This is a genomic window from Dyadobacter jejuensis (assembly GCF_003149085.1).
Classification (GTDB): domain Bacteria; phylum Bacteroidota; class Bacteroidia; order Cytophagales; family Spirosomataceae; genus Dyadobacter; species Dyadobacter jejuensis.
Genome location: NZ_QGDT01000002.1, coordinates 21,881 through 36,633, shown reverse-complemented (window position 1 = coordinate 36,633; position 14,753 = coordinate 21,881). Strand labels below are relative to the sequence as shown.

Here is a 14,753-nt window from a genome sequence, read left to right as displayed (position 1 = left end):
AAGGCCTCACTCAGTGAGGCCTTTTATGTAATACATTTATATTAAGTTACGATTATGCAAGCTTAACATTCACGGCGTTCATGCCTTTACGGCCTTCCTGAAGGTCAAAAGTAACCTCGTCGTTTTCGCGAACCTCGTCAACCAAGCCTGAGATGTGTACGAAATAATCTTGACCTGATTCTGTGTCTTTAATGAACCCGTATCCCTTAGAGTCATTGAAGAATTTTACTGTTCCTTGATTCATATTAACTTTTAAATTATAAATTTGACCAAATATACGAGTAATTGTAACTAATTGCAAAGAATTTTTATTTTTCTAGTACAGCTTTCTCTGAGCGGCTGACCTGCGGTGGTCAATAATGTGGGCTGATTGGCTGGAAAGTATTTTTTCCTTTGGTCCAATCTGGCTACCTTTGCGTTTTAGATAGCATATACATGACAGAACAGATTTTAATCCTCGATTTTGGATCGCAGTACACTCAGTTGATAGCGCGTAGGGTACGCGAACTAGATGTTTATTGTGAGATTCATCCATATAATAATTTTCCTGAACTTACCCCCAATATAAAAGGGGTGATCCTGTCGGGAAGCCCTTGCTCGGTAAGGGATGAAGGCTCCCCAAGAGTCGATTTATCACAGATCAGAGGCCAAGTACCTATATTAGGCATTTGCTATGGAGCGCAGGTGATGGCCCAAATGTTGGGTGGAGAGGTGCAGGCCTCTCAAACTCGCGAATACGGAAGGGCTAAATTAAATATTGCCGATCATGATTCTTCCTTGTTGGCTGGTCTTTCATCCAGCTCTCATGTATGGATGTCGCACGGCGATACCATCGTAAGTATTCCCGATTCCTTTCACGTGATTGCCTCTACCGAATCGGTACGAGTGGCGGCTTACAAGCTTGCCGATGAGCTTACGTATGGTATCCAGTTTCACCCAGAAGTTACCCATTCTACCGAGGGTAAGCAGTTGATGCATAACTTCGTAGTGGGGATCTGTGAGTGCAAGCAGGATTGGACCTCAGAGTCCTTCGCAGAACAGACCATCGCCGAACTTAAAGTAGAGCTCGGAAACGATAGGGTGGTGATGGCCTTGTCGGGTGGGGTGGACTCCTCCGTAGCGGCTACCTTGGTGCACCACGCCATAGGCAAGAACCTCTTCTGTATTTTTGTAGATAATGGCTTGCTACGTAAAGATGAATACGAGCAGGTGCTTCATTCCTATGAGGACATGGGGCTGAACATTAAAGGGGTGGATGCTAAAGATTTATTTTATAGTGAATTAGCCGGCCTGACCGACCCAGAAGCCAAGAGAAAGGCGATTGGTAAGGCCTTTATTGATATATTTGACCAAGAGGCGCATCTGATAGAAGATGTGAAATGGCTCGGACAGGGTACCATCTACCCCGATGTCATAGAGTCGGTGTCGGTGAAGGGGCCATCGGCTACCATCAAGTCGCACCATAATGTAGGGGGGCTCCCCGACTTTATGAAGTTGAAGGTTGTTGAACCTTTGAAAACCCTTTTCAAAGACGAGGTGAGGGCTGTGGGCCGCACTTTGGGTATTTCTGAGAATATTTTGGGAAGACACCCCTTCCCAGGACCAGGCTTGGCCATCCGTATATTGGGTGATGTCACCGCCGAAAAGGTTCATATCCTACAGCAGGTAGATGCCATTTTTATCAATGGATTGAAAAAGTGGGATTTATACAAAGAGGTTTGGCAGGCAGGTGTAATGCTCCTACCGGTACAAAGTGTAGGGGTGATGGGCGATGAAAGGACTTATGAAAATGTAGTAGCCTTACGCGCAGTTACCTCCGTAGACGGTATGACGGCCGACTGGGCCCATTTACCCTACGACTTCCTGGCCGAGGTCTCCAACGATATTATCAATCGAGTAAAGGGAGTCAATAGAGTGGTGTACGATATTTCGTCTAAGCCACCGGCTACCATCGAATGGGAATAAGAAGCATAAAAAAAGAAGACGGTTTCGCCGTCTTCTTTTTTTATGGGATATATGAATGGGCTTTAGGATCGTCCGAAGCCTTTGCTGATTAGGCTGAGTACGAAAAGTACTAAAAATACGAAGAAGAGTATTTTGGCGATACCAGCCGCTCCAGCAGCAATGCCTCCGAAGCCTAAAATTCCCGCTATAATCGCTACGACTAAAAATATGATGGTCCATCTTAACATAATTGACAAAGTTTTAAGTTCTACATTTCGTTTGCCTTAGTTACCTACCAATCCTGTGCCATCGCTCTTTAGCGCCTTAGAAGCACGCTTAGAAGGTTGAATTGACCTTTCTTGTAGAATATCCTTCCCAGCTAATTTCGGAAAGCTAATTAATTTGTCCTTAGCCTAAAGCCTTGCTTTTAGCATGATTCGATTCATGTTGCTCGCTCTCCGCTGTCGGCGTGCCAAATGAAATATAACTAAATGATAACATCCTAAAAGGTGTATGAGTAGCTTATTAGTATTAGATTGAAACCAAAAAATGTTATCATTAATCAATACGATACTGATACAAGCTGGAATCAATGTATTCCTCCTATGGTCGAACCGAAGAAGAAATAGTGAGGATTTCTATTTGGTGGTGATTATGGGATTATTTCTGGCTCATACGGCATTTAAGTACACTTTATTAGTTTTATCTGACGACTATTCTGTATTTGATAAGATACATGGCTGCTTTTCATTATTATATGGACCTTACCTACTTTTTTATTGGCGTAAAGTGATAGGCAAACCCCTGAGTCGACATTCCCTTCCAGTTCATTTTCTGCCTTTTGTAGCCACGTTTTTTCTTAATATTTTTATCCTCTTCGATGTTTTTATTTTAGGTAATAGGACGCATATTGAGTTGTTTCATAGAATTACCCTCTATATTGTTCTAGCTTCGTCTTTGGGTTATTCACTTTATATTTTACGTGAAAGACTGACCTTCAGGACAACTGACGATATTATATTTGGTTATCAGCTAAAAATTGTTCAAACCATATTAGGGATTTTATTTTTACCTTCTGTCATTTTTATATTTTGGATGTTTTTTGGCATCCCCGAATACCTGAATCGTTTCGGATGGTACAGTGCAATAGTACTTATGCTCGCTATAGTTCTGAATTATCGATTCAAAATATCGAACATTGTAAAAGACCATCAAGAAAAGAAAAGCACTGATGGACGTAAGTATCATAGCTCCTCGCTTTCCAACTCTAGGCTCGAAGAAATTACCCACCAACTTCTCAGAATCATGAAGGATAAAAAACCCTACTTGGATGCTGACCTTTCTCTAGAGTATTTTGCGGACGCCTTATCGATACCGAAGCATCATGTTACCGAAGCATTGAATTCCTCCCTTCATGTGAACTTTTATAAATTTATTAATCAGTATCGGGTAGATGAGTGTAGAACGTTAATTGAAAACATGAGTGGGAGCGAAAGCCTGATTCAAATAGGATTTGCTAGTGGGTTCAAATCTAAGTCGACCTTTAATAAGTATTTCAAAGAATTGACTGGATTAAGTCCCTCCGAGTATCATGAAAGGACGTCAAAGATACCACTTAACTAAAATGGTATTCATTTGTTAACTATTCCTTAATATTTGTAATAAATTGATATACAGCGTTTAAGGTTTTGTTTTCTTCAGGTGGCGTACGTCTTAATTGACACGGTCGCATGGTGAAGGGTTTAATATTCAGTTTTGTGACTGTATTTAAAACTTACAAAACCTAAAATGAAAAAGTCTTTACTAATCGTACTATGTATGCTATCGGCATATTGGAGTACGGCTCAAAAAACGGGTATGCTGACTGGGTATATATCCGATCCGACAGGCTATTTGCCGGGAGCTAATGTTGTGTTGATGGGTAGTAACCAAGGCACAGCCACTGACCTGAATGGGGGCTTCCAGTTAGGCGGGGTACCTGCAGGCAAACAAAAGGTTGTGATTACTTTTATGGGGTACGAAGATCGTGTAGTGGATTGGGAAGTGAAAGAAGGGATCAACGATCTTGGGGTGATTTCCTTGACTGATATTAATAATAATTTACGGGAAGTGGTCGTGAAAAGTACAATGGCCCCGTCGCAAATTAAGGCCATGAGTATCAAAAAAAATTCTTACGCCATTATGGAAGTTATGGCGGCCGATGCCATTGGAAAGTTGCCTGATCGAAACGCAGCAGAGGCTGTTCAGCGCATGCAAGGTGTGGCGGTAGCCCGTTACCATGGGGAGGCAGACCAGGCTACAGTGAGGGGGACGCCCTTTGCCTGGACATCCACCCTTTTTAATGGTACGCGAATGCCTAGTGCCAATGTCTACGGAAGTAGGAATTCAATATTGGATGCAGTTCCATCCGAAATGATTCAATATGTACAGTTGGCTAAGGCCATCACACCCGATATGGAAGGTGACGCCATAGGCGGGTCAATCAACTTTGTGATGCGGACAGCACCAGAACATCGTGTGCTCAACATTAGTGCGGCTGGTGGTTATAACCAGAGGTCGAAGGACGGAACCTATAATGCCTCTATCGTATACGGGGATAGGTTCTTTAAGGACAAACTGGGTGTTATGGTGGCCGCTTCCATATGGGACAGGAATTGGGCTACAGACGAACTGGCATTAACCTATAATACCTCCCTGCCGGACCCAGTTCAAAAATATTCGGTGAATACCATGTTGGCTAAGCGTTATATGGGGAAAAGAAAGACCTATGGGATTAATGCTGGGCTGGAATATAGGTTCAATGCGGCTCACCGTCTTTATACCAGGCTATTAATCGATAAATTCGACGACGTACGTCCGGTTTACGAATCGTATTACGATTTTAATAATAGCCGGTATCAGGTCAATTACCGTTTTTCCGAATACCAGTCCCCTTTAAATGGTATAGAATTGGGTGGGGAGCATCAACTTTCGGATAAACTTAAGGTGGATTGGTTGGCATCTAATTATGTTTCTAAATTCTTTATCGATACTCCTCCTACATTAGATAAAAGCCTAAGAGGTCTGCCGATTGCCACTTTTCGGCAAAAACTAGCGGGAGGATTCGGTAAACTTTCTTCAGACGGAAGAAAATACTTGCACTTCGATGCACCCGATGGAGTCGGCGATGAGGCCGAGTCGATAAAACCCTATCTTACGAATCCAGAAGATCTTTTGGACCCGTCGAAACTCTCCCTGCAGCAACTCGTGGTGATACAACTCGATACCAAGGAGCATGATAAAACGGGGCAAATGAATTTGACCTGGAATGCCAACTCCCGATTAATCCTTAAAGTCGGAGGGAAATACCGTTCAAAAATTAGAGAGAGTCACAACCAGACGGTACAGGTATGGCTTCCTGGGGCTGCCGTTGGAATTCCAAATTCACCATCCTTGGTCCCCATGAGTAGTATGCAGACGACGGATTTTCCTGTATCTGGTAACTTCTTCAACGAAATAGGCGCTCCTTTTAATAATTTGATTGTGAACCCAATCACGAAAAATCAGTTGTTCGATACCTTTTCGCCTGAATTTCTTGATGAAAATGGATTCCATAATTTTTCTTCTGCCTCTAACCCTACAACTATTTATGATGGTTCAGAGAATGTTCTGGCAGGATATATTATGGGTATTTACGACCTTACGGATAAGCTAAAGGTCATAGGAGGTCTAAGAAATGAATTTACCAAGCTAACGATGAATGGCTCACAGTACCTGGCACAGGAGAAAAAAATTGTAGCTCTCAAGGCCGAGAATAACTATAATGCCTTGTTGCCTATGCTTCATTTTAAATATGCCATAAATGATAAATCCAATATTAGGGCGGCATACACTAGGACTTTTATTAGGCCCAATTTCCCAGATCTTAATCCGGGAGAGTCGGTCGACGTTACAAAAACACCAGGGGTCATTACCAGAGGAAATGCGAATCTAAAGCCTACTTTCTCTAATAATTTCGATCTGATGGGTGAATACTTCTTTAGTACCATTGGTCTGATTTCGGGAGGGGTGTTTTACAAAGATATCAGCGATGTGATCTTTAGCGATGTTTCAAATGAATCGATCAATGGCAATAATTTTATAGTAACACAACCCAAAAATCTTCGGAAAGCCCGACTGGTGGGCTTTGAGGCGGGGATTACCAGACGTTTTAGGAATTTGCCTGGGATACTAAGTGGCTTAGGAGTTGAGTTTAATTATACCCGTATCGATTCACAGGTCGAAGTGCCTCGCAGTGTGGATGAATCGACAACGACTATGGATAAGACCAGATTGCCCAACCAGTCGAAGGATATGTTCAACGCCATATTGTTCTATGAACGTAATGGGCTCATGATGCGTGTGGCTGGTAATTTTAGAGGTACTTCAGTAGAAGCCATTAACCAGCAACTGGGTCCTGATTTTTATACGCATTCGGGTAAAAATTTCACAGTAGATTTTTCTGGCGCCTATGCCATAACGCCCAAACTCCGATTTTTTGTTGAAATTAACAACCTTACCAATCAACCCTTGGTAATGTACCTTGGCAATGACTCACGGAGGTTAACTTCCAAGGAATGGTACTCGATTAGAGGACAGGCAGGCCTTCGATGGAATTTATTTTAAGGTCGGTGCGCATGGACTACGCGCTCGTATACAATCCAACCCAATCATCCATATTAAGTTTTTCAAACCTTATTATATTATGTTAAAGTTCATTTTGAGTGTTTTTCTTGTTACCCCAGTTTTTGCCTTTGCGCAACAGAGCAACTTGCCTTCCGAGAGAATTTGGGCAGTGCGTGACAGCCTTGGTAACTATACCATAAACTCAACGGAGTCGGTAGAATGGAAACTATTTAGTGGGACCTCCATCAATTCCATTAATTGGAAAAGTAAAATAGCTACCTGGAAAGGGGAACCCATTGTGCAATCAGCTGATCCACAGAATCGGATTTTTTATGCAGCTGTGCACCAAAAAGACACCATTGTCTTTTCGGAAAGAAGAATTCCTATGGCTGGTACACCCAACTTTAGGGATCTCGGTGGATTGAGAACAATGGATGGAAGGACGGTTCGTTGGAATACTCTGTTCCGATGCGGTGACATGGGGCAGCTTTCAGGCCAAGATCTTCAAATTATAGGAAGATTAAACATCAAAGACGTGGTAGATTTTAGAAATGACTCCGAAATTGAAAAGAGTCCCGATCGCTATCCGAAGGAATACGCCATGAATCGTATACATACTCCAATTGGCACGTCCGACGGAAAGGACATGGCCAAATTTATGCAAGTAGTTATGGATCCTTCGGCCACAGCATCATCGGTAGAAAATATTTTTGCGGGTTTTTACGAGGCGATGGCTTTAGGTGCTAAGGACTACCAACCTCTATTCGACGAGTTACTCGAAAATGGTTACGGGGAAGCCCTTTTATTTCATTGCACCGCCGGCAAGGACCGAACCGGGCTTGCTTCGGCCTTGATCCTGTCGGCCCTGAATGTTCCTGAGCAGACGATTATCGATGAATATACCCTTTCCAATCGGTATACTGTGGATGCCTTTATGAAAAATCCGATGATGAAAGGAATAAAACCGGAGATAGCCGAAGCATTGGCGGGAGTTAAACCCCAATATATCCAAGCTAGCCTTCATGCAATTAAGGAAAAATATGGTTCAGTTGCAGCCATGCTAGAAAGGGAATTGGGGTTGGATCGAGCCAAGATCCAGTCTTTGGTCGATAAGTATACTTACTGATTCTTTATCTTGAATTTATTGGCCCAAATCTTTTCAAACCAGGATTTGGGCCAATGCTGTTCCGCAGTAAACCGTTATATTTATAATCGACACCTTGGTCATTCCTCTAACCCGATTCTTGAGTTTCCTTCAATTCATTTCCTTCCCAAGGGAATTACCGCTTCTAGAAGTAACTTTTGGTATAAAAAATGCTTTTTCCAGCCAATGGATTACATAATTGATTAGCATATTATGGAGGCCAGCTAATAATATATTGGCTTAAAGTGTTTCGAGTAAAATAGCAGCTTGAGCCTTTTCTTAAAAGGAATTGTAAAGTATTTTTATTATTGTAAATATGACTAACTTTCTATTATCATAAGTTCCACTTCTGACATCAAAGTCATCATAATCCGAATAATTTAATAAGGAATTAAAAGCCTTAAAACTATTTTAAGCAAAAAAGGCTTCCGATTTTACGATCAGTAGCCTTTTTTGTTTTTTAAGGAGTTGGTCCACGACAAAAGTCGGGCTTTACCTTTTAATAATTCCAACCGGGTTTCCAACCGGGTTTCCAACCGGGTCAATATTTTTAGCTCATTTTGGTTAAAATGGGACTAAGTACCACCGCTAATCCTCCTTTTTCTTTGGAACTTTAGCGCCTTCTTTACGGGCTTCTGAAAGCCCAATGGCTATGGCTTGTTTGCGGGAGGTGACTTTTTTGCCGCTTCCCGATTTTAGCTTTCCTTCCTTAAGTTCATGAAGGTTTTCAGCTACCTTTTCACTGGCTTTTTTTGAGTATTTGGTCATGGCTGTAAGTTTTAATGAATACAGTCTGTACTTCAAAAGTTATGCCAATAGGATGGTGTAGGCAGGTTCAGAAGGGTGCATTAATGCTTCGTTTCTGAGGCTATTATCATAGCCGCTATTTGGTCGGCCGACTGGTCGGGGAGGGCTGCTACTTTGCCAATGACGATGATGGCAGGAGAGGCCATTTCGGCGATATTGGACAAGGCCACGATATTGCTTATTTTTCCGGTAACCACTTTTTGGTGTGGCAAGGTACCATTTTGAATGATGGATATAGCTTCGTCCAATTTACCTAAAGAGGCATAAATCTCCACGATCTCTTCCAGTTTATGGAGCCCCATCAGGATCACCACGGTAGCGGTAGACTGTGCCGCCAAATGGACATCTTTGGACAAAGAGTGGTTTTTGGTAGTGCCCGTCACCACCCAGAAGCTTTCGCTGAGCCCACGGCTGGTGACTGGTATGCCTGCCAGAGCCGGTGCGGCATAGCTGCTAGATATTCCAGGGATAATCACCGTACTAATACCTTGTTGGGCGGCAAAGGCGAGCTCCTCATAACCCCGTCCAAATACAAATGAATCTCCGCCTTTAAGTCGGACAACCTCTCCATATAACTGGGCATATTCGGCAATAAGGGCATTTATCTCGTCTTGTCCACAACTGGTCTTACCAAAACGCTTTCCCACCAATATTTTTACGCAATCCTGAGGGCAATACTCCAGCAAGTCGGGGTGAGCCAGGGAGTCATAAAGGACTACTTTGGCTTTTTGCAAGGCCTTCACCCCTTTTAGGGTGATGAGTTCGGGGTCGCCGGGACCGGCGCCTATCAAGGTAAGTTTCATCTTAGCAAGTGGGACAACGGGAAAACTTCCCGTTGTCCATTCATTTATTTTGGCGATAATATTAGAAAGGCCCATGACTGGCCTATAGCCATTATTAGCTATCCTGGCCGAAAGTCAGCTCTTTCAATGTGGGTTCTCCGGTTTCTTGAAGCTGAGCCTCACGGGTGTCGTTTACAAACGTAAGGAATTTACTGGCAGTAGCGATATAATAGCTAGCAAAAGCCTCCGTAGGTTCAAACTTGTTGAGGCTGAACACCAGCGATTTGAAAGGAGTCTCCGTGGCTTCGGGCAAGGCGAAGGCTGCTGGGACTTCATATTGGAAGGCCTTTCCAAAATGGGTCTCAAAGTCGTTGACAATCCCATATTGCGTGTTGGTCGACACGTCGGTGGTCATCAACAAGGCTTTGGCGCCTGTAATGAGTACGTTATAGGCATGGTAAATCGCATCGGCCCATACCTTGGATTCAAAGTTTTCTTCGGCCAGCGACAGTTTTTCCTTAGCTTCTATCAGGGTAGTTCCTACCAAATCCACCAATACACTCGCACACTCCCCAACACCTACTTCGGTCTTAAATAGCTCATCGTGATCCCAGTCCCGGAATTCGTCGTCCTGAACTTCCGTCAAGTCGGCCAAGGGCTTCAGCAGTTGATAGAAATAGTTTTTGGTTTGGCGCTGGTAGTACTGGTTGAAATATTCACCTTCAAAAGCGTTGGCTTCGAAATCGTTAAAGAGGACACGTAGGGCTTCGGGGCCACGTTTGGTAGGTACCTTAATGACCTTGTCGCCAATAAGCCCTATGCCGTCACCCGTAAATCCACCTCCTAGTAGTACCTGCAAGGCGGGTAAAACTAGTTTGCCTTTTTTTATAGAGCTACCATGGAAGCCGATATTGGAGGCGTTATGCTGCCCACAACCGTTCATACATCCACTGATCTTTATTTTGATATCTTGGTTATAGATCATCTCCGGAAACTCCTTATGCATCACATCTTCCAAGGCACGGGTAATACCATAGCTGCTCGAAATAGCCAGGTTACAAGTGTCGGTTCCTGGGCAAGTGGTGATGTCGGCCGTGCTGTCGAAGCCAGGATTGGCTAGGCCTAAGGCCTTTAATTTAAGATAAAGAGTGGGTAGATCTTCGCCTTTTACGAAACGAAGCAAATAGCCCTGGTTTACCGTTACCCGAATGTCGTTGCCGGCTAGGTCTTTCACGATGGCCGCCAAAGAACGAGCGGTATCGGAGTTCATATCGCCGAGTAGCACCCGAAGATTCACGCCATACCACCCTTTTTGCTTCTGTTCGAATACGTTGGTTTTTAACCATTTTTCGAAGTCAACAAGCTCGTCAGCTTGCACCTGCTGCTGAGCCAGGGTCAGTATTTCTGTTTCTGTAAGGGAAGCCCTGTCGGTGTACGCTTCGCTGATATCGAAAGGTATCGTTTGGGAGATCTGAAATTTCTTGTTTTTAAGGGCTTTATGTTCCTCACGAGCCCTTTCTAATAGGGACTCTAGGCCTATATCGTTGAGCAGGAATTTCATACGGGCCTTGTGGCGACGTACTCGTTCGCCATAGCGGTCAAACACCCTTAGCACTGACTCAATAAATGGAATCACATCCTCTTCGGGAAGGAAATCGAAGGCTTTCTGAGCCGAGAATGGCTGGGCTCCTAAGCCGCCACCTACATATACCGTATACCCTCTTACCGTTTCTCCCTGGTCGTTGGTGCCATTTTGGGCGATTAGTCCCACATCGTGGATGAAAGAGAACGCCGAATCTTTGGCAGAAGAGGAAAGGGATATCTTAAACTTACGCCCCATATCTTGGCAGATAGGGTTCCGTAGAAAATAAGAGAAAATATTATAAGCCATCGGCGACACGTCGAAAGGCTCATTGGGGTCGATTCCAGCCTCTGCCGAACCCGTTACATTTCTGATGGTGTTCCCACAGGCCTCTTTCAAAGTGATGCCCGCCTCTTCCAGGTCGGCCCACAGCTGTGGTGAGTCGGCGAGTTTTACGAAGTGAAGCTGAATGTCTTGCCGCGTAGTGGCATGCAAATTTCCAGTAGCATATTTATCGGATGTATCGGCAATTTTTACCAGCTGCTCTGCCGTGATACGGCCAAAAGGCAATTTGATACGGATCATCTGCACCCCGGGTTGGCGTTGGCCGTATACTCCACGGGTAAGGCGAAACTTACGGAAAGCCTCCTCAGGAGTTTCTCCGCTATAAAAGCCCTGTATTCTATTATTAAGGTCAAGGATATCCCTTTTAGCAGCGGGGGAAACTTTATCAGAAATGATTAATTCGCTCATAGTAATTTTCCTTTTGTCTATCGGATTAGTATAGTATAAATATACGGTTATAATTATATTCCCCTGACAACAACCGGTATGAACCGATTGTCGTCGGGGTGAGGGTTACTCGATCATGCAAGCTCCCACGGTAATATTGGAAGTCTCGTCGATCAATATGGCTGCGCCTGTAGCCCGGTTGCTTTGATAAGGGTCGTAGGCAATAGGTTGTGCCGTACGCAGAACCACTTTGGCTACATCGTTAAGTTTTAGGCTGTCCACCTCGTCTTGCTGCTCATAAGTGCTGATATCAATTTGGTAGTCGATTCCGCGTACTGAGCAGCGTGTTCTGGCGGTGCCATGCTGAAGCACATATTTATTGCCGGGTTTCAGCTGTTTTTTGTCGTCCATCCAGCAGATCAAGGCGTCGATATCTTGACTTACGATGGGTGCGCTGTTGGCCGACACGATGGTGTCTCCACGGCTGATGTCAATATCGTCTTCAAGTAATATGGTCACAGACTCTAAAACAGTAGCTTGGTCTACTTCGTTTCCTCCAAACTCAATTTTTGCAATTTTACTTTCGAATTCAGAAGGGAGCACTTTGATAGAATCGCCCTTTTTAAAGGTTCCGCTCTGCACTCTTCCTGCGTAGCCGCGGTAATCGTGAAGGGCTTCGGTTTGAGGACGCACCACATATTGTACCGAAAAACGACCGTCTTCGCTGTTATAGTCTTTTAGGACATTTACGTTTTCGAGCACCGAGAGCAGGGTTTCACCGGTGTACCAGGGCATATTGGTCGACCGCTCCACGATATTATCTCCTATAAGGGCACTAACTGGAATGATGGTAAGGTCCTTGATGTTTAGTTTCTTAGCCAGTTCCTTATAATCAGAGGCTATTTTAAGGAAAACGTCTTCGGAATTCCCTACTAGGTCCATTTTGTTGATGGCTACTGCCACATGCGGGATTCCCAACATTGAGGCGATAAGGGAGTGACGGCGGGTCTGTTCGGACACTCCATGACGGGCATCGATCAGGATAATGGCTAGGTCGGCGTTAGAGGCACCCGTCACCATGTTACGGGTATATTGGATATGACCTGGAGCATCTATACTGATAAACTTCCGATTGGGAGTTTGAAAATACTTGTAGGCCACATCGATGGTAATGCCCTGTTCGCGTTCCGAACGCAAGCCGTCGGTCAATAAGGCCAGGTCAATTTCACCTGCATTACGCGTTTTACTGGCTTTTTCAATGGCCTCCATTTGGTCGGCCAATATATTTTTGGTATCGAAAAGCAGACGTCCGATGAGGGTACTTTTACCGTCATCGACGGAACCTGCCGTTATAAATCTTAGTAAATCCACTTTGAAGTAATTTTAATGTTTGCAACTATGGCTCAGAGAGGGCCTTTTCGAATTGTATCAGAAGTATCCACCTTTTTTGCGGTCTTCCATGGCGGCTTCTGTTTGTTGATCGTCAATTCGCGTTTCCCCACGTTCGCTGATACGGGAAACGGTAATCTCGGCGATCACCTCTTCGATGGTTGCGGCCGACGACTCCACTGCAGCGGTACAGGTCATATCGCCTACGGTACGGAACCTCACTTGGCGTGTCACAATTTGATCTTCGGGGTCACTTTCTATGACGGGGGTGTTGTTCAACAACCGTCCGTCGCGAAGGATGAGCTCTCTTTGGTGTGCAAAATAGATAGAGGGTAGTTCTATTCCCTCTCTTTTTAAATAAGCCCAAACGTCAAGTTCTGTCCAGTTCGAAATAGGGAATACCCGTACGTTCTCCCCTTTATGAATCCTTCCATTGAAAAGGTTCCATAGCTCCGGGCGTTGGCGTTTTGGATCCCACTGACCAAACTCGTCTCTAAACGAGAAGATACGTTCTTTGGCACGGGCCTTTTCCTCGTCGCGGCGGGCACCACCAATACAGGCGTCAAATTCAAATTCCTCGATGGTGTCCAACAAGGTAAATGTTTGCAGCCAGTTACGGCTGGCATTTTTACCGGTAGGTTCTTCCAAGCCCTTGGCTTTGATGGTGTCCTCTACATATCTTACGATCAATTTGGAGCCCGTTTTTTCCGCTAACATGTCGCGATAATCTGTGGCCTCCACAAAGTTATGCCCCGTGTCTACGTGTACCAGGGGGAAGGGTATTTTGCCAGGAGCAAAGGCCTTTTGAGCCAGACGTACCAGGGTAATGGAGTCCTTCCCACCCGAAAATAGCAATGCCGGGCGTTCGAACTGGCCTGCGACTTCACGCATGATATAGATGGCCTCCGCCTCTAACTGATCCAGATAATCAAAATTCATAATCTCAATTTGTTATTTACACTTTCATTAATTATTCGGACCTCCACAAGGGATGGATCCTTTGGGTGACCCGCAATTATTTAGCGTGTAAGCCACATTCTTTTTTAGATTCATCTTCCCACCACCATCGGCCTGCACGGAAGTCTTCACCTTCCTGTATGGCCCGGGTACATGGCGCGCAACCTATGCTTACGAAGCCTTTGTCGTGCAAGGGGTTGTAAGGGATCCCATTGGACTTGACGTACTCTTTTACCTCCTCGAAGCTCCAATGCAGTATAGGGTGGAACTTAAAAAGTTGGTGGGCCTCATCCCATTCTAGCTGGGGCATGTCGTGGCGGTTGCCCGACTGCTCAGCCCGAATACCAGTCACCCATATTTTGGCACCTTTCAAGGCGCGATTCAAGGGTTCCACTTTACGGATAAAGCAACATTCCTTACGGTTTTCTACCGATTCATAAAAACTCAATGGGCCTTTGGTGCTCACCAAATTTTCTGCTGCGGCGGTCTGTGGGTAATATATTTTGATCTTGGCATCGTACCGGTTGTTGGTCTTTTGCAAGGTCATATAAGTTTCATTAAATAGCCGTCCTGTATCGAGGCTGAAAATTTCGATATCGATTTTATTCTTTAATATAAAATCGGTAATCACCTGGTCCTCATAGCCTAGGCTAGAGGAAAATACGATTTGGCCAGGAAATAGGTCGGCCAGCAGGGCCAAAGATTCGGTTTCATTTTTTCCTGCCAGTGCCGCTTGTAAGTCTTCTATTGTTGTATTCATCATATGTAATCT

General features: G+C 44.4%; 12 protein-coding genes. 4 read left to right on the top strand and 8 right to left on the bottom strand.

Translation table 11 applies throughout. The features are described from left to right. Positions 1-52: 52 nt before the first annotated feature. Positions 53-244, bottom strand: a complete 192-nt coding sequence (locus tag CLV98_RS04365) for a cold-shock protein (protein WP_025763851.1) — start codon at positions 242-244, stop codon at positions 53-55. A 191-nt stretch (positions 245-435) separates the two neighbouring features. On the opposite strand from CLV98_RS04365, the gene guaA reads away from it, so the two are divergent. Further along, the gene (guaA, locus tag CLV98_RS04360) at positions 436-1,965 is read left to right on the top strand and encodes a glutamine-hydrolyzing GMP synthase (protein WP_109673102.1); all 1,530 of its coding nucleotides are present in this window, start codon (positions 436-438) and stop codon (positions 1,963-1,965) included. A gap of 62 nt (positions 1,966-2,027) precedes the next feature. On the opposite strand, the gene CLV98_RS04355 is transcribed toward guaA, so the two are convergent. After that, positions 2,028-2,192: a DUF1328 family protein gene (locus CLV98_RS04355; RefSeq protein ID WP_109673101.1), complete on the bottom strand. Its 165-nt coding sequence runs from the start codon at positions 2,190-2,192 to the stop codon at positions 2,028-2,030. Between the two features lie 301 nt (positions 2,193-2,493). On the opposite strand from CLV98_RS04355, the gene CLV98_RS04350 reads away from it, so the two are divergent. The 3 genes from CLV98_RS04350 (at position 2,494) to CLV98_RS04340 (ending at position 7,714) form a co-directional block, all read left to right on the top strand. Further along, a complete protein-coding gene (locus CLV98_RS04350) occupies positions 2,494-3,567 on the top strand; it encodes a helix-turn-helix domain-containing protein (protein WP_109673100.1) in 1,074 nt (357 codons plus the stop codon). 165 nt (positions 3,568-3,732) lie between these two features. Next, positions 3,733-6,588 (top strand): TonB-dependent receptor, encoded by a 2,856-nt coding sequence (locus tag CLV98_RS04345; protein WP_109673099.1) that lies wholly within the window; start codon positions 3,733-3,735, stop codon positions 6,586-6,588. A 79-nt stretch (positions 6,589-6,667) separates the two neighbouring features. Further along, positions 6,668-7,714 carry a tyrosine-protein phosphatase gene (locus CLV98_RS04340; RefSeq protein ID WP_109673098.1) on the top strand — a complete coding sequence of 349 codons (1,047 nt, stop codon included), beginning with the start codon at positions 6,668-6,670 and terminating at the stop codon, positions 7,712-7,714. A 606-nt stretch (positions 7,715-8,320) separates the two neighbouring features. On the opposite strand, the gene CLV98_RS04335 is transcribed toward CLV98_RS04340, so the two are convergent. From CLV98_RS04335 to CLV98_RS04310, 6 genes are all read right to left on the bottom strand, one after another. Then, on the bottom strand, positions 8,321-8,500 hold the full coding sequence (locus CLV98_RS04335) for a DUF6496 domain-containing protein (RefSeq protein ID WP_109673097.1): 180 nt from the start codon (positions 8,498-8,500) through the stop codon (positions 8,321-8,323). A gap of 80 nt (positions 8,501-8,580) precedes the next feature. Further along, the gene (cobA, locus tag CLV98_RS04330) at positions 8,581-9,342 is read right to left on the bottom strand and encodes a uroporphyrinogen-III C-methyltransferase (protein WP_109673541.1); all 762 of its coding nucleotides are present in this window, start codon (positions 9,340-9,342) and stop codon (positions 8,581-8,583) included. A 94-nt stretch (positions 9,343-9,436) separates the two neighbouring features. Beyond that, complete coding sequence (locus tag CLV98_RS04325) at positions 9,437-11,656, bottom strand: ferredoxin-like domain-containing protein (RefSeq protein ID WP_109673096.1); 2,220 nt, start codon at positions 11,654-11,656, stop codon at positions 9,437-9,439. Positions 11,657-11,761: 105 nt separating this feature from the next. Next, a complete protein-coding gene (locus CLV98_RS04320; RefSeq protein ID WP_109673095.1) occupies positions 11,762-13,006 on the bottom strand; it encodes a sulfate adenylyltransferase subunit 1 in 1,245 nt (414 codons plus the stop codon). Positions 13,007-13,063: 57 nt separating this feature from the next. Continuing rightward, positions 13,064-13,963 carry a sulfate adenylyltransferase subunit CysD gene (gene cysD / locus CLV98_RS04315; RefSeq protein WP_109673094.1) on the bottom strand — a complete coding sequence of 300 codons (900 nt, stop codon included), beginning with the start codon at positions 13,961-13,963 and terminating at the stop codon, positions 13,064-13,066. A gap of 76 nt (positions 13,964-14,039) precedes the next feature. Beyond that, positions 14,040-14,741: a phosphoadenylyl-sulfate reductase gene (locus tag CLV98_RS04310; protein ID WP_109673540.1), complete on the bottom strand. Its 702-nt coding sequence runs from the start codon at positions 14,739-14,741 to the stop codon at positions 14,040-14,042. Positions 14,742-14,753 lie beyond the last annotated feature (12 nt).

Excerpts from the sequence above, each read along its gene's own strand:
- CLV98_RS04365 (WP_025763851.1), bottom strand. The coding sequence starts at position 244 with ATGAATCAAGGAACAGTAAAATTCTTCAATGACTCTAAGGGATACGGG.
- CLV98_RS04325 (WP_109673096.1), bottom strand. The coding sequence starts at position 11,656 with ATGAGCGAATTAATCATTTCTGATAAAGTTTCCCCCGCTGCTAAAAGG.
- CLV98_RS04340 (WP_109673098.1), top strand. The coding sequence starts at position 6,668 with ATGTTAAAGTTCATTTTGAGTGTTTTTCTTGTTACCCCAGTTTTTGCC.
- guaA (WP_109673102.1), top strand. The coding sequence starts at position 436 with ATGACAGAACAGATTTTAATCCTCGATTTTGGATCGCAGTACACTCAG.
- cobA (WP_109673541.1), bottom strand. The coding sequence starts at position 9,342 with ATGAAACTTACCTTGATAGGCGCCGGTCCCGGCGACCCCGAACTCATC.
- CLV98_RS04355 (WP_109673101.1), bottom strand. The coding sequence starts at position 2,192 with ATGTTAAGATGGACCATCATATTTTTAGTCGTAGCGATTATAGCGGGA.
- CLV98_RS04335 (WP_109673097.1), bottom strand. The coding sequence starts at position 8,500 with ATGACCAAATACTCAAAAAAAGCCAGTGAAAAGGTAGCTGAAAACCTT.
- CLV98_RS04350 (WP_109673100.1), top strand. The coding sequence starts at position 2,494 with ATGTTATCATTAATCAATACGATACTGATACAAGCTGGAATCAATGTA.
- cysD (WP_109673094.1), bottom strand. The coding sequence starts at position 13,963 with ATGAATTTTGATTATCTGGATCAGTTAGAGGCGGAGGCCATCTATATC.
- CLV98_RS04345 (WP_109673099.1), top strand. The coding sequence starts at position 3,733 with ATGAAAAAGTCTTTACTAATCGTACTATGTATGCTATCGGCATATTGG.
- CLV98_RS04310 (WP_109673540.1), bottom strand. The coding sequence starts at position 14,741 with ATGAATACAACAATAGAAGACTTACAAGCGGCACTGGCAGGAAAAAAT.